General features: G+C 64.6%; 27 protein-coding genes. 16 read left to right on the forward strand and 11 right to left on the reverse strand.

Features of this window, described 5'->3' with window-relative positions; genetic code table 11:
- The first annotated feature begins 2 nt into the window (after positions 1-2).
- Positions 3-476, forward strand: a complete 474-nt coding sequence (locus tag SPYCA_RS10945) for a hypothetical protein (RefSeq protein WP_146625126.1) — start codon at positions 3-5, stop codon at positions 474-476.
- Positions 477-533: 57 nt separating this feature from the next.
- Here the strand turns inward: SPYCA_RS10945 and SPYCA_RS10950 are convergent.
- Positions 534-1,705 (reverse strand): IS3 family transposase gene (locus SPYCA_RS10950; RefSeq protein ID WP_443029480.1). Its coding sequence is split into 2 segments (ribosomal slippage): positions 534-1,441 and positions 1,441-1,705, totalling 1,173 coding nucleotides; the frame shifts between segments, so codons are not numbered across the junction.
- Positions 1,706-1,824: 119 nt separating this feature from the next.
- Here SPYCA_RS10950 and SPYCA_RS10955 point away from each other — a divergent pair.
- From SPYCA_RS10955 to SPYCA_RS10975, 5 genes are all read left to right on the forward strand, one after another.
- Complete coding sequence (locus tag SPYCA_RS10955) at positions 1,825-2,673, forward strand: hypothetical protein (protein ID WP_146625127.1); 849 nt, start codon at positions 1,825-1,827, stop codon at positions 2,671-2,673.
- Entirely contained in the window at positions 2,660-3,922 is a 1,263-nt protein-coding gene (locus tag SPYCA_RS10960; protein WP_120220372.1) for a YiiX/YebB-like N1pC/P60 family cysteine hydrolase, read from the forward strand. Before SPYCA_RS10955 ends, SPYCA_RS10960 begins: the two co-directional genes overlap by 14 nt.
- 302 nt (positions 3,923-4,224) lie before the next feature.
- Positions 4,225-4,647: a hypothetical protein gene (locus SPYCA_RS10965; protein WP_120220374.1), complete on the forward strand. Its 423-nt coding sequence runs from the start codon at positions 4,225-4,227 to the stop codon at positions 4,645-4,647.
- 54 nt (positions 4,648-4,701) lie between these two features.
- Positions 4,702-4,992 (forward strand): type II toxin-antitoxin system Phd/YefM family antitoxin, encoded by a 291-nt coding sequence (locus SPYCA_RS10970; protein WP_197715341.1) that lies wholly within the window; start codon positions 4,702-4,704, stop codon positions 4,990-4,992.
- 12 nt (positions 4,993-5,004) lie between these two features.
- The gene (locus tag SPYCA_RS10975; RefSeq protein ID WP_120220376.1) at positions 5,005-5,376 is read left to right on the forward strand and encodes a type II toxin-antitoxin system VapC family toxin; all 372 of its coding nucleotides are present in this window, start codon (positions 5,005-5,007) and stop codon (positions 5,374-5,376) included.
- 26 nt (positions 5,377-5,402) lie between these two features.
- Here SPYCA_RS10975 and SPYCA_RS10980 read toward each other — a convergent pair whose 3' ends face one another.
- Positions 5,403-5,765: a winged helix-turn-helix transcriptional regulator gene (locus tag SPYCA_RS10980; protein WP_120222284.1), complete on the reverse strand. Its 363-nt coding sequence runs from the start codon at positions 5,763-5,765 to the stop codon at positions 5,403-5,405.
- Positions 5,766-5,874: 109 nt separating this feature from the next.
- Here SPYCA_RS10980 and SPYCA_RS10985 point away from each other — a divergent pair, with 109 nt between their 5' ends.
- Together SPYCA_RS10985 and SPYCA_RS10990 are read left to right on the forward strand one after the other, a co-directional pair.
- Complete coding sequence (locus SPYCA_RS10985; RefSeq protein ID WP_120220378.1) at positions 5,875-6,579, forward strand: glutathione S-transferase family protein; 705 nt, start codon at positions 5,875-5,877, stop codon at positions 6,577-6,579.
- A gap of 53 nt (positions 6,580-6,632) precedes the next feature.
- Complete coding sequence (locus tag SPYCA_RS10990) at positions 6,633-7,118, forward strand: GFA family protein (RefSeq protein ID WP_120220380.1); 486 nt, start codon at positions 6,633-6,635, stop codon at positions 7,116-7,118.
- 133 nt (positions 7,119-7,251) lie between these two features.
- Here SPYCA_RS10990 and ahpF read toward each other — a convergent pair whose 3' ends face one another.
- From ahpF to SPYCA_RS11005, 3 genes are all read right to left on the reverse strand, one after another.
- Positions 7,252-8,808, reverse strand: a complete 1,557-nt coding sequence (gene ahpF, locus SPYCA_RS10995) for an alkyl hydroperoxide reductase subunit F (protein WP_172595155.1) — start codon at positions 8,806-8,808, stop codon at positions 7,252-7,254.
- 129 nt (positions 8,809-8,937) lie between these two features.
- Positions 8,938-9,501 (reverse strand): alkyl hydroperoxide reductase subunit C, encoded by a 564-nt coding sequence (gene ahpC, locus SPYCA_RS11000; RefSeq protein WP_120220384.1) that lies wholly within the window; start codon positions 9,499-9,501, stop codon positions 8,938-8,940.
- Positions 9,502-9,713: 212 nt separating this feature from the next.
- Positions 9,714-10,007, reverse strand: coding sequence for a hypothetical protein (locus tag SPYCA_RS11005; protein WP_146625128.1), 294 nt, complete (start codon positions 10,005-10,007; stop codon positions 9,714-9,716).
- 145 nt (positions 10,008-10,152) lie between these two features.
- On the opposite strand from SPYCA_RS11005, the gene purT reads away from it, so the two are divergent.
- From purT to SPYCA_RS11030, 5 genes are all read left to right on the forward strand, one after another.
- Entirely contained in the window at positions 10,153-11,331 is a 1,179-nt protein-coding gene (gene purT, locus SPYCA_RS11010) for a formate-dependent phosphoribosylglycinamide formyltransferase (RefSeq protein ID WP_120220388.1), read from the forward strand.
- A complete protein-coding gene (locus tag SPYCA_RS11015) occupies positions 11,328-11,792 on the forward strand; it encodes an AAC(3)-I family aminoglycoside N-acetyltransferase (RefSeq protein ID WP_120220390.1) in 465 nt (154 codons plus the stop codon). Before purT ends, SPYCA_RS11015 begins: the two co-directional genes overlap by 4 nt.
- Positions 11,793-11,850: 58 nt before the next feature.
- Positions 11,851-14,661: a DNA polymerase I gene (gene polA, locus SPYCA_RS11020; protein ID WP_120220392.1), complete on the forward strand. Its 2,811-nt coding sequence runs from the start codon at positions 11,851-11,853 to the stop codon at positions 14,659-14,661.
- On the forward strand, positions 14,658-15,149 hold the full coding sequence (locus tag SPYCA_RS11025) for a hypothetical protein (protein ID WP_120220394.1): 492 nt from the start codon (positions 14,658-14,660) through the stop codon (positions 15,147-15,149). Before polA ends, SPYCA_RS11025 begins: the two co-directional genes overlap by 4 nt.
- Positions 15,150-15,268: 119 nt before the next feature.
- Entirely contained in the window at positions 15,269-15,943 is a 675-nt protein-coding gene (locus SPYCA_RS11030; RefSeq protein WP_120220396.1) for a CDP-alcohol phosphatidyltransferase family protein, read from the forward strand.
- 5 nt (positions 15,944-15,948) lie between these two features.
- On the opposite strand, the gene SPYCA_RS11035 is transcribed toward SPYCA_RS11030, so the two are convergent.
- On the reverse strand, positions 15,949-16,842 hold the full coding sequence (locus SPYCA_RS11035; protein WP_120222285.1) for a prephenate dehydratase: 894 nt from the start codon (positions 16,840-16,842) through the stop codon (positions 15,949-15,951).
- A 181-nt stretch (positions 16,843-17,023) separates the two neighbouring features.
- On the opposite strand from SPYCA_RS11035, the gene SPYCA_RS11040 reads away from it, so the two are divergent.
- Complete coding sequence (locus SPYCA_RS11040; protein ID WP_120220398.1) at positions 17,024-17,659, forward strand: c-type cytochrome; 636 nt, start codon at positions 17,024-17,026, stop codon at positions 17,657-17,659.
- Positions 17,659-18,090, forward strand: a complete 432-nt coding sequence (locus tag SPYCA_RS11045; RefSeq protein ID WP_120220400.1) for a c-type cytochrome — start codon at positions 17,659-17,661, stop codon at positions 18,088-18,090. Before SPYCA_RS11040 ends, SPYCA_RS11045 begins: the two co-directional genes overlap by 1 nt.
- 47 nt (positions 18,091-18,137) lie before the next feature.
- Here SPYCA_RS11045 and SPYCA_RS11050 read toward each other — a convergent pair whose 3' ends face one another.
- The 4 genes from SPYCA_RS11050 to SPYCA_RS11065 all read right to left on the reverse strand — a co-directional run bounded on the left by SPYCA_RS11050 (position 18,138) and on the right by SPYCA_RS11065 (position 21,689).
- Positions 18,138-19,013, reverse strand: coding sequence for an LOG family protein (locus SPYCA_RS11050; protein WP_120220402.1), 876 nt, complete (start codon positions 19,011-19,013; stop codon positions 18,138-18,140).
- Positions 19,014-19,112: 99 nt separating this feature from the next.
- On the reverse strand, positions 19,113-19,595 hold the full coding sequence (locus SPYCA_RS11055) for an asparaginase domain-containing protein (protein WP_120222286.1): 483 nt from the start codon (positions 19,593-19,595) through the stop codon (positions 19,113-19,115).
- Positions 19,592-20,077, reverse strand: a complete 486-nt coding sequence (locus tag SPYCA_RS11060) for a DUF3291 domain-containing protein (RefSeq protein ID WP_120220404.1) — start codon at positions 20,075-20,077, stop codon at positions 19,592-19,594. Before SPYCA_RS11060 ends, SPYCA_RS11055 begins: the two co-directional genes overlap by 4 nt.
- 10 nt (positions 20,078-20,087) lie before the next feature.
- The gene (locus SPYCA_RS11065) at positions 20,088-21,689 is read right to left on the reverse strand and encodes a lysine--tRNA ligase (RefSeq protein WP_120222287.1); all 1,602 of its coding nucleotides are present in this window, start codon (positions 21,687-21,689) and stop codon (positions 20,088-20,090) included.
- 107 nt (positions 21,690-21,796) lie between these two features.
- On the opposite strand from SPYCA_RS11065, the gene SPYCA_RS11070 reads away from it, so the two are divergent.
- Entirely contained in the window at positions 21,797-22,165 is a 369-nt protein-coding gene (locus SPYCA_RS11070) for a PilZ domain-containing protein (RefSeq protein WP_120220406.1), read from the forward strand.
- Between the two features lie 135 nt (positions 22,166-22,300).
- Here SPYCA_RS11070 and SPYCA_RS11075 read toward each other — a convergent pair whose 3' ends face one another.
- Positions 22,301-23,773 carry an ATP-binding protein gene (locus SPYCA_RS11075; RefSeq protein ID WP_120220408.1) on the reverse strand — a complete coding sequence of 491 codons (1,473 nt, stop codon included), beginning with the start codon at positions 23,771-23,773 and terminating at the stop codon, positions 22,301-22,303.
- Between the last annotated feature and the right edge of the window lie 70 nt (positions 23,774-23,843).

The following is a 23,843-nucleotide window of genomic DNA, read 5'->3' on the forward strand; positions in this document are numbered from 1 at the left end:
CATTGACCGGCGAGAGCGCAATCGACGCCGCGCAAGCTTTCCTGGGCACAGTGAACACGCGTGAAGCCGCCGCCACATTTTGGTTGGTCGCATTCGCGGCGTTTGTAGTCTTTCATCGGTCAACGCGTCCAAGCGCCGTTGGTGTATTGAAGGCCCTCGCAAAGCCGGTGCTCTTGGCTCCTCTCGCCATTGCCGCGCTTTATGCAGGGGCAGAAATCTGGGCGCTGCAGCGCTTTGGCCTGTGGTCGGCAACAAATTTGAAAACGACAATCCTCTGGCTGGCCACCTTTGCCTTCGTCACGATGTTCGAGGTGGCGAACGCCAAGGAAAGACCTGCAAGCCTTGGCAAGATCACCCGCGACGTCGTCTCGGTGACGGCTGTGCTGGTGTTTATAACCGGGCTTCACACGTTTCCGCTGATCGTCGAGCTAATCGCCTTTCCGCTGGTAACCTTGATTGCGCTGACAGGAGAATGAGGTGGTCCCGCCTTCTTGGACAGTTTGGCGGCTAAGTTAAGCTAATCCCGGTTGTCGTTATGCCGCCTGTTTGATCATCAGATCATGGGGGGCATGCCCCCCATGATCTGATTGTCCGATCCGCCTATAGGCCTCGACTGGGGTTCTCCCGGCCAGGCCCGAGTGCGGACGCTGGGTGTTGTAATAGGTGATCCACCGGCCAAGGCCAGCCCGCAGTTCCGATCCGGTCTCGAAGGCATGGAGATAGACGCATTCGTACTTCAGGGATCGCCAGAGGCGTTCGATGAAGACGTTGTCCATCCACCGGCCCCGACCATCCATGCTGATGCGGACCTCAGCGTCGCGCAGCACGCTGGTGAAGGCCTGCGACGTAAACTGGCTGCCCTGGTCTGTGTTGAAGATTTCTGGCTTGCCGAACCGGGCCAGCGCCTCCTCCAGCGCCGCGACGCAGAAGCCGGCGTCCATCGTGTTCGACAGGCGCCAGGCCAGCACCTTGCGGCTCGCCCAGTCCATGATCGCCACCAGGTAGAGGAACCCGCGCCGCATGGGGATGTATGTCACATCGGCGCACCACACGTGGTTCGGCCGCTCGATCGTCAGCTTGCGCAGCAAGTATGGATAGATCCGGTGCTGCGGGTGCGGATCGCTCGTGCGCGGCCGCTGGTAGATCGGCGTCAGCCCCATCTTCGCCATCAACCGCCGTGCCCGACGGCGACCGACCTCGTGTCCGGCACGCCGCAGGTGCCGCGCCATCTGGCGGCTGCCGTACCATGGGCAGTCCAGGAACGCCGTGTCGATCACCGTCATCAGCGCCAGCGTCTCGTCCGTTTCCGGCACCGGTGCGTAGTAATAGGATGAGCGGCTGATCCGCAGCAAACGGCACTGTGTCGAGATCGACAGGCGGTGGTGAGCAGGTTCAACCATCGCCCGCCTCCAGTCCACGCTCATCGACCGAAGGCTTTCGCTAAAAAATCCCGCTCCACCACCAGTTGCCCAATCTTGGCGTGCAGTTTCTCTACCTCGCTCTCGCTGATAACCTTAGCCGCATCGCCGGCCCCGGAGAAGGTGCCTGCCATCCCATCGATGGCCTGGCGTTTCCACGATGCGATCATCGTGTGATGCACGCCATGCTTGGCTGCCAGCTCCGCCAGCGTCAGGTCGCCCCGGATCGCCTCCAGCGCCACCTTGGCTTTGAAATCCGCGCTGTAGCGCTTTCTCGTCGTCTTCATTCCCGTACCAATCCATCAGGTCGGGATTAGCTTAGCATCCTGTCCAGAAAACCGGCACCACCTCAGAATTCGCCAAACACAAACCCGAACACGCGCCAGCGGCGCGGCTGCTTAGCTGTATGACCACGGCTATTGGTTTTTTGTACCTCGGCTTCAGCCTGCTGAAGACTGTCGAACAGTGGCAGAAGGCTGCCACCTGGAATACTGCTTCGGAATTCGTCATTCCCATACTGCTGTCGCTTGGGTTTTTGCCCTTCCTGTATGGTTGGCGGACCTACGTCGCCTACAACAGCATGTTCACAACGATCGGCATCTTCGGGATCGAAAGCCGACTGGTTCCCTATGCTCGCTGGCTCGCCATAACCCGGATTCGCGGCGACGTCGTGCTGCTCGATCGGTGGCGCAAAGCGCTGCAAACTTCGCGTCCATCAAACAAGGCCGAACTCAAGCACTCGCTCGAAGCCCTGCGCGCGTTGACGGCGCGCGAGAAATCGCCACCGGCAGTTCAGCCAAAGGATGGCTGGTCGCCCTACTTCGCCATGCAGTTCATGGCAGACCTTGGCGTTGAGACCGGCCACTACCACCACAGCTTCGATGGCGAATGGTTCGCTTCAAGCCCCATGCGCGAATTTGGCAACGGTGCCATTTGGCGAAACAACATTGCTTACTACATCGACGGCTCAGAGCAGGCTGCCAACACGCTCAAGATCAAACTAAATGTGAACGACCCCAGTGCGGCGCGCGAAGCGGAAGACATGTTCGTTCTGCATTCGCTCCACTTGCTGGAGCAGGCGGTCAGCCTGGACGCTGTGGAAAGACTGAAGGGCCTCTTGGCGTCGCTCGACGATTTCGAAGCAAACATTCCGTTTGGCAAGGTGACGCTCAAACGAGAGGCTTTCGACGGCGGTATTCCAGGTGGCTACTCGCGGATATTCAGGGTGCGGCGAGGCGCTGATGCAGCGGATTGACATAGACAGGCTACGGCCCGGGGACATTATCCTTACCGCCAACCGGACCAAGGCTGGAAAGCTCGTGCGCGTAGCAAGCAGGGGTATCGTTTCCCATGCAATGATCTGCGTGCAACACGGGTCTATCATCGATTCAACCGCTGACGGGGTTCAGGCTTGGAACCTGCAACGCGAGTATTTCCACGAAGACGAAGCGGTCTTTGCCTTCCGGTTGCGAAACGCACTGTCACCTGCCGAAATGGCGCGCGTCATTGATTTCGCTCGCTCCGAGATAGGTACAAGATATTCGAAATCGGAAGCGGCACGCTCGGTGCTTGGCGGTGCCAAGCCGCGCGGCAGCCGGCAATTTTGCTCGCGCCTGGTTGCTCGCGCCTATGGCAGCATTGGTATCTGGCTCGTGCCGGATCAGGACTACTGCACTCCGGAAGATCTGCGAAAGAGTCCGCTCCTCGTCGAACTGGAGGATGTGACGCAGGCTGTGTCGGTCGCCGAGATGGAGGCCATTGCGGCGCGCCCGAACCCGCTCCAAGAAATGCGCGACTCCCAGAATGCCGTCTTGACGGCGGGGCGTAAACTCGATCCCACAATCGAGAATTTCAACGATCTGGACAAGGTCGTGCGGAATCATCCGGAATGGGACTCCGCGATTGCACAGGCCTATCGGGATTCTGGCTACCTCGATATCTGGAAGCACGAACTTCAAGCGCATCCCTACCGATATGACCTTGCTGTGATGGAAAGCATCGTCGCCCCGGAAATGCTCGCCGACCTGCGGACCTATTGCGTCGATACGATCCGTGAAGCCTATTCAGGGGGTGTCAGGTTCGCAATCAACCTGGCGCATTATCAGGCCGCGCAAAATGCGAGCGAGCGAGAGACGCTGAAACTGCTGATTCAGCTTTATGAGACATTGGTTCGCAACCATGAGCTTCGGGTCGAGACTGCCCGCGCCTGGCTACTCCGGCACCATCCCGCAGACGTCGCCCAATACATGGAGAGAGTGGTTCCCCATTCCGAGTTATGGTTTTCGATCGTGGACCGCGTTGAGCCGCAGTTGGGCGTGATTGCTCGTCACGCGATACGAAGAGCGAAATCAATCAACGTCTGTTCTTCATGTGGCGATCCGGCGCGCGATTACGGGCTGGCCAATGCAGCCGACGCAATGCCGGGCGTGCCCTCTTTGCGGCTTTGCGACGATTGCGTTGCGATCAGGCGAGGTTTTGGAGAAGAACTTTACCCGCTGGCCTGATGGTCGCAGAACTAGGTAGCAGTGATTGGCCTGACCGAATCAGAATCGGGTTTCGCTTCGACGGTAATCAGCTACAACTGACGCGGAGACTCGTTTTGGCAATTCGGTGTGGTAAAACAGCCAATTGGTAGCGATTGTAGCTGAAACCATCGCCTCAAAAAATCCGCAGTTTTTGCCCGTAAAATCATAATCTTAAGAATGTGACGGCCACGCCTTCGGGAACCAGAATGAAAATAAATATTTTCTACAATAATCTCAATGGCTTGATGTCACTCGGAACAATCGAGTGGGAATGAGGCGATATGGACGACGATCCGCAAGAGCCACCCAAGCGCATTCTTGTCCATTCGGGAATATTGCCGAATGAGCCAGATGCGACTGCGCTTGCGGAGTCCCAAGATGCCGCCGTTAGGGCAGCCGCCAATCTACTTCGCGTTGTTCGCGGTGCGGGGAAGCCGACGCGCATTGTTCACGACGCGTCCGAATTAATCATCGCCTTCACCGCCTATGCTAAAGCTCATTCCAACGGAGCCTATCCCGGTTATGAAGTTGCGCAATGGCTGCAGCAGGCTTGGCAATTGAACGATACTGAAATCGATTCTTGGGCGAAGGAAGCCGTCATTCGAGGTGCCCTTCAAGTCGTGGCGTCTCGATTGCTCGGTCAACGAGTTCAGGAACGAACAGGGTGGGAGGAACTTATGAGAGGCGTTGAAGCTCTCAAGTAGCGGCGCGACCTCGATTTGCTTGGCTAAGCAGATTGGTCATGCTAATTTCGCCCCGTGACGATCCATGTCAACATCGGCGAAGCCAAGACGCGATTGTCCGAGCTGGTCGCCGCCGCGCTCCGCGGCGAGGAGGTGATCGTGCAGCGCGATGGCCAACCCAAGGTGCGCCTGGTCGCGCTGCCCGAGGCCGAGGCGCTGGAACGCGAGGCGATCGCGGCGAAGCGCAAGGCGGCCTTTGGCTGTCTGGCCGAAAAATATGCCGCTTATCCGCCCGAAGCCTTCGACGTGCCGCCGTCGATGACCGACGAGGAATATGAAGAGCGCATCAAGCGCAAATTCGGCTGATTTTCGCCGCCGATGCGGTTGCTGCTCGACACCCATATCATCGTCTGGATCGTGCTCAACGATAGTCGGCTGAGCGGCGCGCAACGACGCGCGCTGGAAGACCCCGAAAACGCGATTCTGGTGAGTCCGGTGACAGCCTATGAGCTGACCCAGCTCCAAAAGACAAACCGCATCCCTCTCAGCGAGCCGATCGACCGGCTTGGCGAACTCGTGGGATTTGCGCTCGTCGATCTTCCGCAGGACATGTGGCGCATGGTGACCGCCCTGCCCGATATTCATCGCGATCCGGTCGACCGGATGCTCATCGCCCATGCGCTGAGCGAGGGGATGACGCTGGTGACCGCCGATGCCAATATCCGCCGCTATCCGGTTTCCTGCATCTGATCCGGTGCGCGGCGCCGACCGATTGATCAAACACGGATCGCTGTTACGGGTTCGACCGCCCCCATGTTTTCCCCGTCGGCGGCGGCGACCGAATCCCACCAGTCGCCGAGCGCGTCGATCAACGGGACGAGGCGCCGGCCCGCGGGTGTCAGATCATATTCGACGCGGCGCGGATAGCCGTCGAAGTCGGTGCGCTCGACGATCCCCGCGTCCTCGAGCTTGCGCAGTTCGAGCGTCAGCATCTTGTGCGAGATCGTCGGATTGTCGCGCTGCAACTCGCTGAACCTTTTGGTCCCGTCGCTGAGATAATAGATCAGCAGGGTCGGCCAGCGCCCGCTCAAGAGCTGCATCACTTCCTCGATCGGACAGCGCGAAACCAGATCCTTCATCATCATCCTCATGGTTACAAAAAGGTGCGTAATTTACGCGCGCGACGAGCGGCCTATATCCGAAAGCGCTGCGCAGCTCCCCCCTTTTACAAGATGATGGAGCAATAACTTGGAACCGATCCTTATCTATGGCTTCCCGCTGGGAAGCTCCATGGGGCTTGTCGCCGCGCTCGAATGGCTGGGCAAGCCCTATCGCCTGTGCCGCGTCGACATGCTCGGCGAAATGCGCGAGCCATCCTATGCGCGCATCAACGCGCGGCACGAAACCCCCGCGCTGATTACCGACGACGGCCGCGTGCTCACCGAAACCATGGCGATCGCGGGCTGGCTCGCCGCGCGCGACGACGACCGGCGGATCAGCCCCGATCCGCTGTCGGCCGACGCCGACCGGATGCGACAGCTGATGGCGTTCATCAACACCGGCTTCACCGGCGCCTTCAGCCCCTTGTGGGTGGCGCTCGAAATGGACCCGCCGCGCCCGGCGCTGCAAGCATCCTTGCGCGAATATGGCAAGGAAGCGGTGATCGGCCGCCACGACAAGCTGGAAGCGATGATCGGCGACGAGCCATGGCTGGTCGGCGACCGGCCGACGCTCGCCGACGCGCTGCTCGTCGGCGTTGCGCGCTGGCTCGATTTTCACGAGGTAGCCCCGCCGACGCGCTGGCCGAAGCTCGCGGCGCTGCGCGCGCGGTTGGAGGCCGACCCGGCGGTCGTCTATGCCACCGCGCTCGAAAGCGGGGAGAGCGCCCTGGGCAGCGGGCTCTGCCGTGGCCATCTGCCGCTGGCCGACGTGATCGCGCGCTACGGCGCGTGACGTCATGCGGCGGCGCGGTTGCGGGGCCGCGCCGCCGCTGATAGCTTTCGGCCATGGACCGGATCGAAACCCAGGCATCGGGCGGCTGCCAGTGCGGAGCGGTGCGCTATCATGTCAGCGCGGTGCTCGACACCTCGCACATCTGTCATTGCCGCATGTGCCAGAAGGCGGCGGGCAATTTCTTCATCGCGCTGATCGGCGTGCCGCGCGACGCGATTCGCTGGACGCGCGGGGCGCCCGCATGGTTCCGCAGCTCCGACAAGGCGGCGCGCGGTTTCTGCCGCAATTGCGGGACGCCGCTCGCCTATGATTATCACGAGAGCAAGCATATCAATCTGACGACCGGATCGTTCGACGACCCGTCGCGGTTCGCGCCGAAATATCAGTTCGGCCTCGAAGCGCGGCTGCCGTGGTTCGAGGAGCTTGCCATCCCCGCCGAGGGCACGACCGAAGAGACGATGGCCGCCCAGGTCGGCGCGATCCGGGCGAGCAACCACCAGCACCCCGACCATGACACCGAAGTCTGGCCGGAGGGCTAAAAACTGGTTCCAACACCATCCCGTCATCCCGGCGAAGGCCAGGATCTCGACCTCGCCATGCCAAGTAACGGTGAGATCCCGGCCTTCGCCGGGATGACGAGATATTGGGGAAGGTGCTGCGCTGTCTACTGCGCTAACCGCGCGAACGGATCAGGTGATCAAAAGCCGAGAGCGACGCCTTTGACCCCTCGCCCATCGCGATGACGATCTGCTTGTAAGGAACCGTCGTCGCGTCGCCCGCGGCGAAGATGCCCGGCTGGCTCGTCGCGCCGCGCGCGTCGACCTCGATCTCGCCGCGATCGCTGAGCGCCACCGCATCGCCGAGCCATTCGGTGTTGGGGATGAGGCCGATCTGGACAAAAATGCCTTCGAGCTCGACGCGATGCTCCTCATCGCTGTTGCGGTCGCGGTAGCGCAGACCGACGACCTTCTCGCCGTTGCCGAGCACTTCGGTGGTGAGCGCCGAGGTGACCACCGTGACGTTGGGCAGGCTGCCCAGCTTCGCCTGAAGCACCGCGTCGGCGCGAAGCTGGGCGTCGAACTCGATCAGGGTCACATGCTGGACGAGTCCCGCGAGGTCGATCGCCGCCTCGACCCCCGAATTGCCGCCGCCGATCACCGCGACGCGCTTGCCCTTGAACAAGGGGCCGTCGCAGTGCGGGCAGTATGCGACGCCCTTGTTGCGATATTCGGCCTCGCCGGGGACGCCCATCTGGCGCCAGCGCGCGCCGGTCGACAGGATCACTGTCCTGCCCCTGACGCTCGCGCCGCTTTTCAGCTTCACCTCATGGAGGCCGTTCGCGCCGCCGGGGATCAGCGCGGCGGCTTCCTGCGCATTCATGACGTCGACGTCATAATCCTTCACATGCGCTTCCAGTTGCGCCGCGAGCTTCGGGCCTTCGGTGTGCTGGACCGAGACGAAGTTTTCGATGCCCAGCGTGTCGAGCAGCTGCCCGCCGAAGCGTTCGGCGACGATGCCGGTGCGGATGCCCTTGCGCGCCGCGTAAATCGCCGCCGCGGCGCCGCCGGGGCCGCCGCCGACGACGAGCACGTCGAACGGCTCTTTCGCCGCGATCTTCTCGGCCGCGCGCTGCGTCGCGCCGGTGTCGAGCTTCGCGACGATCTGCGCCAGGTCCATGCGGCCCTGTCCGAAGGGTTCGCCGTTCAGGAACACGGCGGGCACCGCCATTACCTGACGGCGTTCGACCTCGTCCTGAAACAGCGCACCGTCGATCGCGGTGTGGCGGATGTTTGGATTGAGCGCCGCCATGATGTTGAGCGCCTGCACGACATCGGGGCAATTCTGGCACGAGAGCGAAAAGAAGGTTTCAAAGGTGAAATCGCCTTCCAGGGCGCGCACCGCATCGAGCAGTTCGGCGTCTTCCCTGGGCGGGTGGCCGCCGACGTGGAGCAAGGCGAGGATCAGCGAGGTGAACTCATGCCCCATTGGCAGGCCCGCGAACACGGCCTCGGCCTTCCCGTCATCGCCGCGGATCGCGAAGGAGGGGCGGCGTGCATCGTCGCCGTCGAAACGCGCGGTCACGAGGTCCGACTGCGCCGCAACCTCTTCGACAAGGCTGCGCATCTCGGCCGACTTGGGCGAGGCGTCGAGGCTTGCGATCAGCTCGATCGGACGGCGGAGGTTGCCGAGATAGGATTTGAGCTGGGCGGCCGTGTTGGCGTCGAGCATCGGCATGGGGAGAGGCTTTCGGACAGGAGCAAGGGTTCGCCGCGCGGGGGACACGACGAGCGTTATTGGTTTTCTGAGGGTGCAAGGACCGGGCGAGCGCCGCCCGCCCGGTCCTGCCAATCGGTCGGCTTAGATCTTGCCGACGAGTTCGATCGAGGGGGCGAGCGTTTCGGCGCCTTCTTCCCACTTCGCCGGGCAGACCTGGCCGGGGTTGGCGCGGACATGGACCGCGGCCTTGATCTTGCGGACCAGTTCCTCGGCGTTGCGGCCGACGCCTTCGCAGGTGATTTCCATCACCTGGATCACGCCGTCGGGATCGACGACGAAGGTTGCGCGGTCGGCAAGGCCCGAATCTTCGCGCAGCACGCCGAAATTGTTGGCGAGGACGTGGTTCTGGTCGCCCAGCATGTGATAGCTGATCTTGCCGATCGCCGGCGAGCTGTCGTGCCACGCCTTGTGGCTGAAATGCGTGTCGGTCGACACGGCATAGACTTCGACGCCAAGGGCCTTCAGCGTTTCATACTGGTCGGCGAGGTCTTCGAGCTCGGTGGGGCAGACGAAGGTGAAATCGGCCGGATAGAAGAAGAAAACCGCCCATTTGCCCTTCACATCGGCGTCGGTCACGGGGACGAACTTGCCCTGGTGATAGGAGGTGGCGTTGAACGGCTTGATCGAGCTTCCGATGATACCCATGGGAGAGTGTTTCCTTTATTGCTGCTGATTGCTGCACTGCAAAAATACTTGCAGGGGCCAGCTATGCCGAGCGGCCGCCGCACTCAACCCCAATTTTCCGGGCACACTTATCGAAGCAATCGATTAGCGCGATGAATCTTTGATGCATCCATGATTAAAACGTCATCCCGGCGAAGGCCGGGATGACGAGGAGGGGTATGCGGCGTTTCGCCCTAGCGTGGGGCACCCTGCACAGCGGTCATCAGGTCGATCACCTCGGCATCGAAACGGTCGGGCGCGCCGGGGGTGATCTTGCGGAACCGCCGCGCGCAATAGGCAGCGCGTGGACCGAGTTCGCGGACGCCGCGAAAGTTGAGCGCGGTCCCCGCCGCGCCGCCGGCGAGGTCGGGCATATCAGTCATCACCGCGCGCACCGTGAAGACCGCGCCGGGTCGAACCTCGGGCGGATAGCGCGCGTGCCGACTGATGCACAGCGCCAGGTCATCCACTCGCCAATCATCCGTCATTATCGACCCTCCCGCAGCGTTCACCAGGGTGGTTGCGCCCAAGCTATCACAAGTTGGCGCGCGGCGCGACGCCATTTGGCCGCTGGCAAAGTCACGGCACGCCGATTAGGAGCGGACGGTGTTCGGACGGGCAACGGAGCGCAGCATGACCCCCACCGCAAAAATCCTCCTCTTGGGCTCGGGCGAGCTGGGGCGCGAGTTCGTGATTTCGGCGAAGCGGCTCGGCTGCCATGTCGTCGCGTGCGACAGCTATGCGGGCGCGCCCGCGATGCAGGTCGCCGACGAAAATGAGGTGTTCTCGATGCTCGACGGCGACGCGCTGCGCGCCGCGATCGAAAGGCACCGCCCGGACCATATCGTGCCCGAGGTTGAGGCGATCCGCACCGAAATCCTTGCCGAAGTCGAGGCCGAGGGCTTTCATGTCGTCCCCTCGGCGCGCGCGGCGCAACTGACGATGAACCGCGACGCGATCCGCGACCTCGCCGCGCGCGAGCTGGGCCTCAGGACATCGACCTTCGAATATGCCGAGACGCGCGAGGAACTCGCCGCCGCGGCGGCGCGCATCGGCTTTCCGCTGGTCGTCAAGCCCGTCATGTCGTCGTCGGGCAAGGGACAGAGCACGGTCAGGGATGCAGACGGCATCGGCGCCGCATGGGATTATGCCGCCGCCGGGATGCGCGGCGATCGCCTCCGCGTCATCGCCGAGGCGTTCGTCGATTTCGATTATGAGATCACCTTGCTCACCGTGCGGCACAAGGGCGGCGTGACCTTCTGCCCGCCGATCGGGCACCGGCAGGAACGCGGCGACTATCGCGAAAGCTGGCAGCCCGCGGCAATGTCGGGCGCCGCGCTGGCGGCGGCCGAGGATATGGCCACCAGGGTCGTCGATGCGCTCGGCGGTTACGGCATTTTCGGCGTCGAGTTTTTCGTGAAGGGCGACGAGGTCATCTTCTCCGAACTCAGCCCGCGCCCGCACGACACGGGCATGGTGACGCTGATCTCGCAGGATTTGTCGGAGTTCGATCTCCATGCGCGCGCTATCCTCGGCCTGCCGGTCCCCGCGATCGCGGTTCCGCACGCGAGCGCGAGCGCGGTGCTGCTCGCCGACCGCGACGCGCGCGACTTCGCGATCACCGGTCTCGCCGATGCGCTGACGCCGCCCGATGCCGAAACCTCGGTCGACGCGCGCATCTTTGGCAAGCCCGTCACGCGGCCCTGGCGCCGCATGGGCGTGGCGCTGGCGAAGGTCGCGGGCGGGACGACCGACGACGCACGGACGGCGGCCGTGGCGGCGGCGGGGAAGCTGGGGATCGATTACCGATGACCGTCGCGATCCGCCGTCTCGGCTCCGGCGACGTGGCCGCAATGCGCGCCCTCAACGCGCTGTATGCCGACGCCTTCGACGATCCGGCAACCTATCGCCGCGATCGTCCCGACGACGCATGGCTGGCGCGCCAGCTTGCCAAGGATGCGGTCATCCTGCTTGTCGCCGAGATGGACGGCAACATCGTCGGCGGCCTCACCGCCTATGAGCTGCCCAAGCTGGAGGCGGCGCGCAGCGAAATCTATCTTTACGATCTCGCGGTCGATGCCGCGCACCGCCGCCGCGGCATCGCCACCGCGCTGATCGCGGAGCTTCAGCATATCGCCGCCGATACCGGCGCCTGGGCGGTGTTCGTGCAGGCCGACTATGCCGACCCGCCCGCAATCGCCCTCTACACCAAGCTCGGCGTGCGCGAGGAAGTTCTGCATTTCGACCTGCCCCCGCGGCCGCGCGGCGGATAGGAAGAAAGCGGGAACATCGCGCTAGGCCGCTCGCATCGCCGCTGCTACACCCCGCGCCATGTCCGAGAAGAATCATCTCTATCTGGTCGATGGCTCCAGCTACATCTTCCGCGCCTATCACCGCCTACCGCCGCTCACGAACCCAAAGGGCGTGCCCGTCGGCGCGGTCTATGGCTATACGACGATGCTGTGGAAGCTGGCGAAGGATCTGCACGACGCCGACGGGCCGACGCACCTTGCCGTCATCCTCGACCATTCGAGCCAGTCGTTCCGCAACGAAATCTACGATCAGTACAAGGCGAACCGGCCCGAGCCGCCCGAAGATCTGGTCCCGCAATTCCCGCTGATCCGCGACGCGACCCGCGCCTTTTCGCTGCCGTGCATCGAGATGGAAGGGTATGAGGCCGACGACCTGATCGCTTCCTATGCCGAGGCCGCGGTGCGCGAAGGGTGGGACGTCACCATCGTGTCGTCGGACAAGGATCTGATGCAATTGATCCGCGAACCCGCCGATGGCCCGCACGTCGACATGCTCGACACGATGAAGAATGTGCGGATGGGGATCGACGCGGTGAACGAGAAGTTCGGCGTCACCCCCGATCTGGTCGGCGACGTCCTTGCGCTGATGGGCGACAGCGTCGACAATGTCCCCGGCGTGCGCGGCGTCGGGCCAAAGACCGCGACCAAGCTGATCCAGGAATATGGCAATCTGACCGCCGCGCTCGACGGCGCCGAAACGATGAAGCCCGGCAAGCTGCGCGAAAATCTGATCGAACATCGGGCCATGGCCGAATTGTCGCGCATCCTGGTCGATCTGAAGCGCGACTGCCCGCTGCCCGATCCGCTCGACGCGCTGAAGCTTGGCGCAATCCCGCCCGAACCGCTCAAGCGTTTCCTCGACGAGCATGGCTTCCGCTCGCTGTCGGCAAAGCTCGACCTTGGCACGGCGCCCTCCGGCCCGCCGACCCTGCCGCGCGCGGGCGCGGCGCCTGTCGCGCCCGACGCTGCGCCATCGACGCCCACCCTGCCGCCGATGCCGTCGATCGACCGCGCGCTTTATGAAACGGTGACGACGATCGAGGCGCTCGACCGCTGGATCGCCGACGCGCGCGCCGCGCATGTCGTCGCGGTCGATACCGAGACCGCGAGCCTCGACAGCGTCACCGGACGGCTCGTCGGGGTCAGCCTGTCGACCGGGGCGGGCAAGGCCTGTTACATCCCGCTCGGCCACGGCGGCACCGACATGTTCGCCGAAAAGCCCGAACAGATCGCGACGAGTGACGCGCTGGCGCGCCTCGGCGCGCTCTTTGCCGACGATGCGGTGCTGAAGGTCGGGCACAACCTCAAATATGACATCGGCGTGCTGGCGCAGCACGGGATCGCCATCGCGCCCTATGACGACACGCTGCTGATGAGCTTCGCGCTCGACGCGGGCAAGCACCAGCACGGGCTGGACGAGCTGGCGAAGCTGCACCTCGATCATGTCTGCCTGTCGTTCAAGGAGGTGTGCGGCACCGGCAAGTCGCAGATCAGCTTCGCCGAAGTGCCGCTCGATCGCGCGACGCAATATGCCGCCGAGGATGCGGAGGTCGCGTGGCGGCTCTGGAAGCTGCTCAAGCTCCGCCTGCCGATCGAGGGTGGGACGCGCGTTTACGAGATGGTCGACCGCCCCCTGGCCGCCGTCGTCGAGGGCATGGAACGCGCGGGCATCATGGTCGACCGCGACTATCTGGCCAAGCTGTCGGGCGAGTTTGCGAACGAGATGCTGCGCATCGAGGGCGAAATCCACGCCCTCGCGGGCCAGCCCTTCGCGATCGGCAGCCCGAAGCAGCTTGGCGAAATCCTGTTCGACAAGCTGGGTCTCAAGGGCGGGCGCAAGGGCAAGTCGGGCGACTGGTCGACCGACCAGAATGAGCTCGAACGGCTCGAACGCGACGGGGTGCCGATTGCGCGCAAGATTCTGGAATGGCGCCAGCTTTCCAAGCTGAAATCGACCTATACCGACGCCTTGCAGGAACAGATCAACGCCACGACCGGGCGCGTCCACACGAGCTACAGCCTCGTCGGCGCGCAGACGGGGCGGCTGTCGTCGACCGACCCGAACCTTCAGAACATCCCGATCCGCACCGAGGTCGGCCGCCAGATCCGCGACGCCTTCATCGCCGCGCCCGGCCATGTGCTGATCGCCGCCGACTATAGCCAGATCGAGCTGCGGCTCGCGGCGCATATGGCCGATGTGCCCGAACTGAAAGAGGCCTTCGCCCGCGGCGACGACATTCACGCGGCGACCGCGATCGAGCTGTTCGGCGAGGTCAATCGCGACACGCGCGGCAAGGCCAAGACGGTCAATTTCTCGATCCTCTATGGCATTTCGCGCTGGGGCCTTGCCGGCCGCCTCGAAATCACCCCCGACGAGGCGCAGGCGCTCATCAGCCGCTATTTCGAGCGTTTCCCCGGCATTTCGGACTATATCACCGACACGCTCGAAACGGCGCGCGCGCGCGGCTATACCGAGACCTTGTTCGGCCGCAAAACCTGGTTTCCGCGCATCAAGGCGGCGAACCAGAATGAACGCGCGGGCAGCGAGCGCGCCGCGATCAACGCGCCGATCCAGGGCACGAGCGCCGACCTCATAAAACGCGCGATGGCGCGGATGCCGCGCGCGCTGGCCGATGCGGGCCTCGCCGATGTGAAGATGCTGCTCCAGGTCCACGACGAACTGGTGTTCGAGGCGCCCGCGGACAAGGCCGCGGCCGCTGGCGAGATCATCCGCGCGGTGATGATGGGTGCCGCCGAGCCCGCGCTCAAATTGTCGGTCCCGCTGGAAGTCGAGATCGGGACGGGCAAGAGCTGGGGCGACGCACATTGATCGCTGCCCTGCTGTTCATCGCGGCGCTGTCCGCCGATCCCGCTGCGGCGCCAGCGGCGGATCCAACCGCGCGTCCCGCACCGATCGCCGACACCGACCTGCGCGAGTTCGCCGCAATCGCCGGGCGCAAGGTTGCCGGGCGGCCGGTCGGCGGGCCTTATCCGACCGCCGACAAGGTGCTGCTGATCGCGCGCGACGACAAGGGGTATCCGGTGGTCGCCGCCAGCCTGGGCTTTCCCGTGCGCCAGTCGCTCCCCGCCCCGCCCGACGGGACGCTCGCGGTGGTGCGGCTGCACCAGCGATCCGAAACGATCGTCCCCGGCCCGACCGCCGACGATCTGGCGTTCGTTGCGGCCAACAAGCTCCCGCTGTTCGTGATCGGCGAATGGGCCCGGCCCGCGCCGATGTGGGAGGTCGCGTGGGTCGACGGCGCGGTGCGGTTCCGCACCATCGGCGAGGTCGGCGAAATCGGCCCCTGGCGCGACTGACCGCTGCGTGCATGCGGCGCGGCGCAGACGCCGCCCTTTCGCAAGCCCGACTTTCGCTCTATGACGGCTCGATGACATCCGGCTGGCGCTTTTGTGACAGACGGCAGCAAAGGGTCCGCATGAGCAAGTTCGAACCCGTCGCCAAGGCGCCGGTCCGCATCCAGCAGAATATCCTCGCGCGCGGCGAACGCCGCCTGCTCAACTGGCTGTGCGCGCGGTTGCCCGCGTGGGTCACGCCCGACCAGCTCACCGCGCTGGGCTTTGCGGGCGCGGTGCTTGTCGCCGCGGGCTATCTGCTCAGCTGGATCGACAGCGAATGGCTGGGGCTTTCGCTTCTCGGCTATATCGTCAACTGGTTCGGCGATTCGCTCGATGGCAGCCTCGCGCGCTGGCGCGGGATCGAGCGGCCGAACTATGGTTATTTCGTCGACCACAGCGTCGATGCGCTCGCGACATTGCTGATGATCAGCGCGATCGGGATGAGCCCCTATATGCGGCTCGACGTCGCGCTGATGGGGGTGATCGGCTATTTCCTGCTGTCGATTCACACCTTTATTTCGGCCAAGATCCTGGGTGAGTTTCGCCTGTCCTATATGGCGGGCGGGCCGACCGAGCTGCGCCTGATGCTGATGGCGATGACCGCGCTGATGCCGGTGATCGGCGGCGGCGACATCGGCGGCACCAATTTTTCGGCGTTCGACCTGTTCGCGCTGGTCGTGTCAAGCATCCTCGTCACGCTGTTCATTGTCCAGACCTCGACCACTGCGCGGATGCTGCGCCGCCGGGGCGGCTAGCGGGTTCAGGGCCGCGGGCGCGCCTGCGCGTAGGTGCCGAGCAGGCGCAGCGACTTGGTCTGGAAATCGAGCTCCTCGAGCGCGCGGTCGACGCGCTCGTCGCCCGGCGCGCCGACGATGTCGGCGTAAAATTTGGTCGCGGCGAAGCTGCCGCCCGTCTGATAGCTTTCCAGCTTGGTCATGTTGACGCCGTTGGTCGCAAAGCCGCCGAGCGCCTTGTAAAGCGCCGCGGGGATATTCTTCACCTCGAACATGAAGGTCGTCATCACCGGCCCTTCGATCGCCGAAAAATCGCGCAAGGGTTCGCGCGCGAGGACGACAAAGCGCGTCATATTGTGATCGGCGTCCTCCATTCCCGTGCCGTGCAGCGTCAGCCCATACAAGTCTGCCGCATGCGGCGGCGCCAGCGCGGCCAGACCGACCTCGTCGCTGTCGGCGACCCAGGCGGCGGCGCCCGCGGTGTCGCTGTGCGCGACGGGCGCGATATTGTTCGCGCGCAGCCATTTGCGGCACTGGCCGAGCGCCTGTTCGTGGCTCATCGCGCGCGTCACCGGGCCGAGATTGCGGCTCATCAGCCCATAGCGGATGGGCAGGAAATGCTCGCCGACGATCGACAGGCCGGATTCGGGCAGCAGGAAATGAATGTCGGCGACGCGCCCGTGCAGGCTGTTCTCGATCGGGATGATCGCGCGGTCGACCAGGCCTTCGCGCACAGCGTCGATCGCGTCCTCGAACGCATAGCAGGGGAGCGGCAGCGAATTGGGGTCATATTCGCGCGCCGCAAGATCGCTGTTCGCTCCAGGCGCGCCCTGAAACGCCAGCCCGCGCGCAGGGTCGGCAAGCGCCAATGCGCGCATTTTATCGACCAGATGCTGCGCCGAAGCCGAATAACTGCCCATGACTGCCTTCCCACGCTGGAACCGCGGCGCATAGCGGCACCGCCTCAACCGCGCAACCGGCGGCCGCGGCGGCGCGTCGGCCGATTTCATCCCCTTGCGCCGCCGCCGCCGCGCCAGTAAGGGAGCGTCCAAATCACAAAGGCGTCCACCTATGGCCGCCAGCTAACGGGGCTGTTAGAGCATGGACAATCGCAACAATACCATTGCCGGCTGGGTGCTGTTCGCCGGCATTTGCGCGCTGGGCCTGACCATCGGGTCGAGCATGTTGTTCGCGACCCATGCTCCGGAAAAACCCGGATATCCGATCGAAGACGCCGAAGCCGGTGGAGAAGGCGGCGAATCGGCGGTGCCGCTTGCCAACCTGCTTGCGGCCGCCGATCCGGCGAAGGGCGAAGCGGTGTTCGCGAAATGCGCGGCGTGCCACACGATCAACGCGGGCGGCGCCAACGGCATCGGTCCCAATCTTTACGGCGCGCTGGGCAAGGCGCACGGCCATGTGCCCGGCTTTGCCTATTCGGAGGCACTGAAGGGCATTCCCGGCAACTGGGATTTCGCCAGCATGGACGAATGGCTGAAAAGCCCGCGCAAATATGCGCCGGGAACCAAAATGTCGTTCGCGGGCCTCAGCAGCGCCGAAGATCGCGCGAACCTGATCGTTTACATGAACGCGCAGGGATCGAACCTCCCGCTGCCGCCCGTCGAAGAGGTCGCGACCGCTGACGCCGCCGCAGGCGCCACTCCGGCAGCCGAAGGCGCCGCCGCCCCGACGGACGCGGCGGCCGAACCCGCCGCTGCACCGACCGAAGCGGCGAAATAATGCGCGCCGCGCCCGTCCTGCTGGCGGGCGCGCTGCTGCTCGTCGGCTGCGGCAGGAACGACGCCCCTCCCCCCGCCGACGAGGCGACAACAGGCGAACCCGCGACCGAAGCGCCGACAGTCGAACCGACGGCGGCGATGGGCGAACAGATTTTCCGGCGCTGCGTCGCCTGTCACACGGTCGACAAGGGCGGCCGTCACGGCATCGGCCCGAACCTCCACGCCATCGTCGGCGCCCCCGTCGCGGCAAAGCCCGACTTTTCCTATTCGGCCGCGATGAAGGCGAAGGGCGGCGTCTGGGACGAAGCCGCGCTCGACGCCTATCTGGAAGCGCCGATGAAGGACGTCCCCGGTACGCGCATGGCCTTTGCCGGGGTGCCCGACACCGCGGATCGCAAGGCACTGATCCTGTATCTGGAAGCGCAGAAATAGAGAAATAAGCCGTCGCCCCCGCGCAGGCGGGGGCGACGACGTTGTTCTCAACGCTGCTGTTCGATATTCGCGTAGAAGTCGGTGATGATCTTCCACGCTTCGCCCGCGGTCTCGACAAACTGGAAGAGATCGAGGTCGCGCGCGCTGACGACACCCTCCTCGACCAGCGCCTCGAAATTGACGACGCGGTGCCAGAACTCCTTGCCGAACAGGACGATCGGGATCGGCTTGATCTTGCCCGTCTGGATCAGCGTGAGCAGCTCGAACATTTCGTCGAACGTCCCGAATCCGCCCGGAAAGACGCACACGGCACGCGCACGGAGCAGGAAATGCATCTTGCGCAGCGCGAAATAGTGGAACTGGAAACTCAGCGACGGGGTGACATAGCGGTTCGGCGCCTGTTCGTGCGGGAGCACGATGTTGAGCCCGATCGATTCGCGCCCCTCGTCGGCGGCGCCGCGGTTCGCCGCTTCCATGATGGATGGCCCGCCGCCCGAGCAGACGACGAAATGGCGGCAGCCCTTGTCGTCGCACGGATACTGGCTTGCGAGCCGCGCAAGCGCGCGCGCTTCGTCATAATATCTGGCCTTGGCCTTAAGACGCCGGGCGATGTTTCGTGTGACATCGTCGGTCGCCGCGGCTTCGAGCGCATCGGCTTCACCGGGTTCGGGAATACGCGCCGAGCCATAGACCACGAGCGTCGATTCGATCCCGGCTTCGTCAAGCAGCAGTTCGGGTTTCAGCAATTCGAGCTGGAAACGGACGGGACGCAGATCCTCGCGCAGCAGAAAATCATTATCCTGAAAAGCCAGCCGGTAGGCGGGATGCGCCGTTTGCGGCGTGGTGGTCGCCTGCCGGGCGAATTGCGCGTCGTCCTTGGCCTTGTGGAAACGCGAACGATGGGGTTGTTTATCTTCTGCCATTAGCGAGCGGCTATACGCTTCGCATGACTTTGCCAAGTCAGCCACTGCCATACCCGCACCGTCATTCCGGCGAAGGCCGGGATAATGATCAATATATTGTCAGTCCTCCGCCACGAACCGCGCGCCCGCGCGGTCCTTCACCGTCCGCTGAGGATCGAAGATCATCCCGTTCATCGCGACATAGACGCCGGGCGGCAGCGTCTGGACCGCCGCCAGCGCAAAGCCGACGTTGAACTCGGCATCGCTCGCGCGCACCGACGCGGGCTGCATCGCGCCCGTCAGCACGATCGTCTTGCCTTCGATTCCCGCCAGAACGCGCCCGGTGACGACCATCGTGTCGGTGCCGTGCGTCACGAGGATGCGGTCGGCATCGCTCGCGGCGACCGCGGCGCGGATCGTCTCGCGGTCGGCATCGTCGAGTTCAAGGCTGTCCTTGCGCATCAACTGCGTCACGCGGTGCGGCACATGGACATTATTCTCGCGCAGCATGTCGGGGATCGCCGCGGGGCCGATCTGAAACTCGCTCAGCGCGTCGAAATAGACCTTGTCGATCGTCCCGCCGGTGGTGAAGATGTCGATCACGCGCATTCGTCCTGCACCGGCAGCGCCGGCGTGCCGTCGGGCGCCGCGAACGGTTGCTTGAAGGTAAAGGCATCCGCCGTCGGCCCCTTGGCCTCCAGTATCGCGATCCGCGCCATGCCCTCGGCGACGGTCGGACGGTGCCCCGCCGGTACCCACCACAACACCTGATACACGCCGATATGGTCGAACCACTCCTTGCGCCGTTTCATGATCGCAAGATGGTCCGGCTGGCGATAGACAAAGGCGGCGAGCGCATCGAGGTCGCGCCACACCGACATGTTCGCGATGACATGCGGATCGTCGGTAACGGGCACATCGGTCGCGTCATTGCCGTCACCCGTCAGCCGCCAGACAAAGCCGTCGCTCGCCTCGGCAATGGCATTCACCGCGTCGAGCGCATCCATGAAATCGCGGTTGGCGACATGCTCGGGCGGCAGACGAAAGCGCGCGATATTGATCTGGGCGAGTTCATAGGCGGCCATATGCGTCTCCTCAGGTCAGCGCCTCGGCGATCAGCCGCCGCGTATTCTCCACCCCGAACAGCGCGATAAAGCTGCCCATCCGCGGCCCGGCGCTCGATCCCAGCAATGTCTCGTACAGCGCCTTGAACCAGTCGCGCAGATTATCGAAGCCATGCGCCTCGTTCTTGCCAATTTCATAGACGATATTCTGGATGTCGTCGGCCGAGGCGTCGGCGGGCAGCGCGGCCAGCCGTGCATCCAGCTCGCGCAGCGCCGCGACCTCGCCACCCTCAGGCTTGCGGCGCTTCAGCGTCGGCGCGACGAAATCGCGGTTATACGCCATCGCATTGTCGATCAGCCGGTCGAGCTCGGGATAAGTCGCGGCATCGGCGCCCGGGACATATTGGCCGAGGTAACGCCAGATCTGCTCCTTCGACGCATCGGCGCCCATCACGCCGACGAGGTTGAGCAACAGGCCATAGGTCACCGGCAGCACCGTCTCCGGCACATCCTGCCCGCGCGCGACATGGACATGATGCACCGGGTTGCCCAGCTTCTTGTCGGGCTCCTGCGCCGGATAGGCGCCGCGCATCTGCAGATATTCGTCGACCGCCTTCGGCACCACGCCGATATGCAGCTGCTTCGCCGCCTTGGGCTCGCGATAGGCGTAAAAGGCCAGGCTTTCCTCGCTGCCATAGGCCAGCCATTCCTCCATCGACAGGCCATTGCCCTTCGACTTGGAAATCTTCTCGCCCTTCTCGTCGAGGAACATCTCATAGATCAGCCCTTCGGGCTTGCGCCCGCCGAGTGCTTTCGCAATCTTGCCCGACTGCACCCCGCTGTCGGTCAGATCCTTGCCGTACATTTCATAATCGACGCCCAGCGCGACCCAGCGCATCGCCCAGTCGACCTTCCATTGCAGCTTCGCGCCGCCGCCCAGAATGCTGTGCGTGATCGTCTCGCCCTCTTCCTCGAACGACACCAGCCCCGCCTCGGCGTCGACCACCGTGACCGGCACCTGCAACACGATCCCCGACCTGGGGCTGATCGGCAGGATCGGCGAATAGGTCGCGGCGCGCTCGGCGCGCAGCGTCGGCAGCATGATGTCGAGGATATCCTGATTGTGGCGCAGCACATTTTTGAGCGCCTCGTCGAACGCCCCCGACCGATAGCGCTCGGTCGAGCTCACAAACTCGTAATCGAAGCCGAAGCGGTCGAGAAACTCGCGCAGCATCGCATTATTGTGGTGCGCGAAACTCTCATATTTGCCGAAGGGGTCGGGGATCGCGGTCAGCGGCCGCCCCAGATGCTCGCGCAGCATGGCGCCGTTCGGCACATTGTCGGGCACCTTGCGCAGCCCGTCCATATCGTCGCTGAACGCCACCAGCCGCGTCGCAGCGCCGCCGGTCAGCGTTTCATAGGCGCGGCGCACCATCGTCGTGCGCAACACTTCGTTGAACGTGCCGATATGCGGCAGCCCCGACGGGCCATAGCCGGTCTCGAACAGCACGGCTTCGCCGCCGGGCTTGCCGCCCGGATAGCGTTTGACCAGCTTGCGCGCTTCCTCGAACGGCCAGGCCTTGGACGTTTGCGCGGGCTCGCGCAGCGACGGATGAAGATGCAGGTCGGTCATGGCGCCGCCCATAGCGGCAAGCGCATCCGAATCGAAAGGCAAAATTGCCCTGTCGCCCGCGATCATCGTTACCGGATTATTTACCATGACAAGCTTAGGTTCGCCGCATGACCACGCCTCGCCTCTCCACGCCGCGCCGCCACGAGCGCACCCGCGTCGCCATCGACGTCACCGTCAATGGCGTGCTCAACTTCGTCGAAGGCCGCATCACCGACCTGTCGGAGGGCGGCGCGCAAATCGTCGGCGCCTCCATGCCGGCGCGCTCGCGCTGCGAAATCCATTATGGCGGGCAGCTCGTCTACGCCGTCGTGATGTGGTCAGAGGTTGACCGCATGGGCGTGCGCTTCCCCTATGAGCTGACGCATGGCCCGCTTTACAACGCGCTCGAGCGCGCACGCGCCGCGGCGATGATCAACCCCGCGCAGATTTTCCACAGCCAGCGCCCCGTCGCCTTCGGGCGGCGCGGGTTGAGCTGAGGCGCAACCCCTCCCTGTTCATCACAATCGTCATCCCGGCGAAGGCCGGGATCGCGCCGCTTGCGTCATCGTGCCAGGGTGAGATTCCGGCCTTCGCCGGAATGACGAACAAGGGGAGCGCTGCTCACCCTGTCCCTATTCCGCCTCGGTACTAAGCCCCAGCCCCGGAATCCCGATCGACCGCCGCCCGCCGAAATCGGCGCGCACGACGATCACCCCCTGTTTCTCCATATAGTCGATCAGGCGGCGGATGCGCCCCGGCGAGCGGCTGCCATAGGCGCGGCCGAGCGCCTCGTCGTCGGGGCAGGGCGCGCCCTCCATTGCCGCGCGCGCGATCTGCAAAAAGGGCGCGACCATGTCGGGCGGAAGCCGGTCGGCGACCGCAAGCGCGCCCTGCCAGCGCGGCTCGGCGGGGTCGAAAACGCCCCCCTTCGCCAGCGCAAAGCGGCGGCGAAAGGCGGCGACGTCGAGCGGCACTTTTCGCAGCTTCGCCATCCGGCAGCGCACCGAAAAATCCTGAAACAGCATCGCCTCGCCCTGAAAGGCGCTGTCGGGATCGTCCAGCATCGCCTCCAGCGTCGCGATCACCACCGCGTCGGCCTCCTCGGCCTCGGCCGCCGCCTCGACGATGTCGAGCACGGGCGGAGCAGCGGCGTCGGTGTGCAGCGGTTGGCTGGCCGCGATCCGTTCGAGCAGCTCGCCCGCCGCGACGGGCTCGGGTTCGACCGCGACGGCACGCGGCGCGGCGGGCACCTCCTCCTCGGCAAAGAGCATCGAGCGCATATCGTCGCCCGCCGCCACCGGCAGCGGCATCAGGCTGTGCGTCCCCATCCGCGTCGCCGTCCGCGTCGCGCCGATGCGGATCGCCAGCGGGCGGCGCGAGATCGCGGGGCCCAGCCCCAGGAAATGCCCGCGCTCGAGGTCGCGGATCGCCTCCGCCTGCCGCCGCTCCATGCCGAGCAGGTCGGCGGCGCGCGCCATGTCGATGTCGAGGAAGGTGCGCCCCATCAGGAAATTGCTCGCCTCGGCGGCGACATTCTTGGCGAGCTTCGCCAGCCGCTGCGTCGCGATCGCGCCCGCCAGCCCGCGTTTGCGCCCGCGGCACATCAGGTTGGTCATCGCCGACAGGCTCGCGCGGCGGACGGCGTCGGACACGTCGCCCGACGCCGACGGCGCGAACATCTGCGCCTCGTCGACCACCACCAGCGCCGGAAACCAATGTTCGCGCGGGGCGTCGAACAACGCATTGAGGAACGCCGCGGCGCAGGTCATCTGCGCCTCGATGTCGAGCGATTCGAGGCTGAGGACGATCGACGCGCGGTGTTCGCGGATGCGCGCGCCCATCGCCGCAATCTCGCGCTCGTCATAATCGCCGCCGTTGATCACGACATGGCTGAAGGCGTCGGCCAGCGTCACGAAATCGCCCTCGGGATCGATCACGACCTGCTGCACCAGCGCGGCGCTTTCCTCGAGGATGCGCCGCAGAAGGTGCGACTTGCCCGACCCCGAATTGCCCTGGACGAGCAGGCGCGTCGCGAGCAGTTCCTGCACGTCGACGCGCACGTCCTGCCCCGCCGCGTCGGTCCCGATCTCGATACTCGTCTTCACAGCCGCCGCCCTATCGGCGCCCCCGGCCGATGACAACCGGGTGGCGGGCGGGCGACCCGATTTTTACCGC

Origin of the sequence: Sphingopyxis sp. FD7, assembly GCF_003609835.1 — a bacterium.
GTDB lineage: Bacteria > Pseudomonadota > Alphaproteobacteria > Sphingomonadales > Sphingomonadaceae > Sphingopyxis.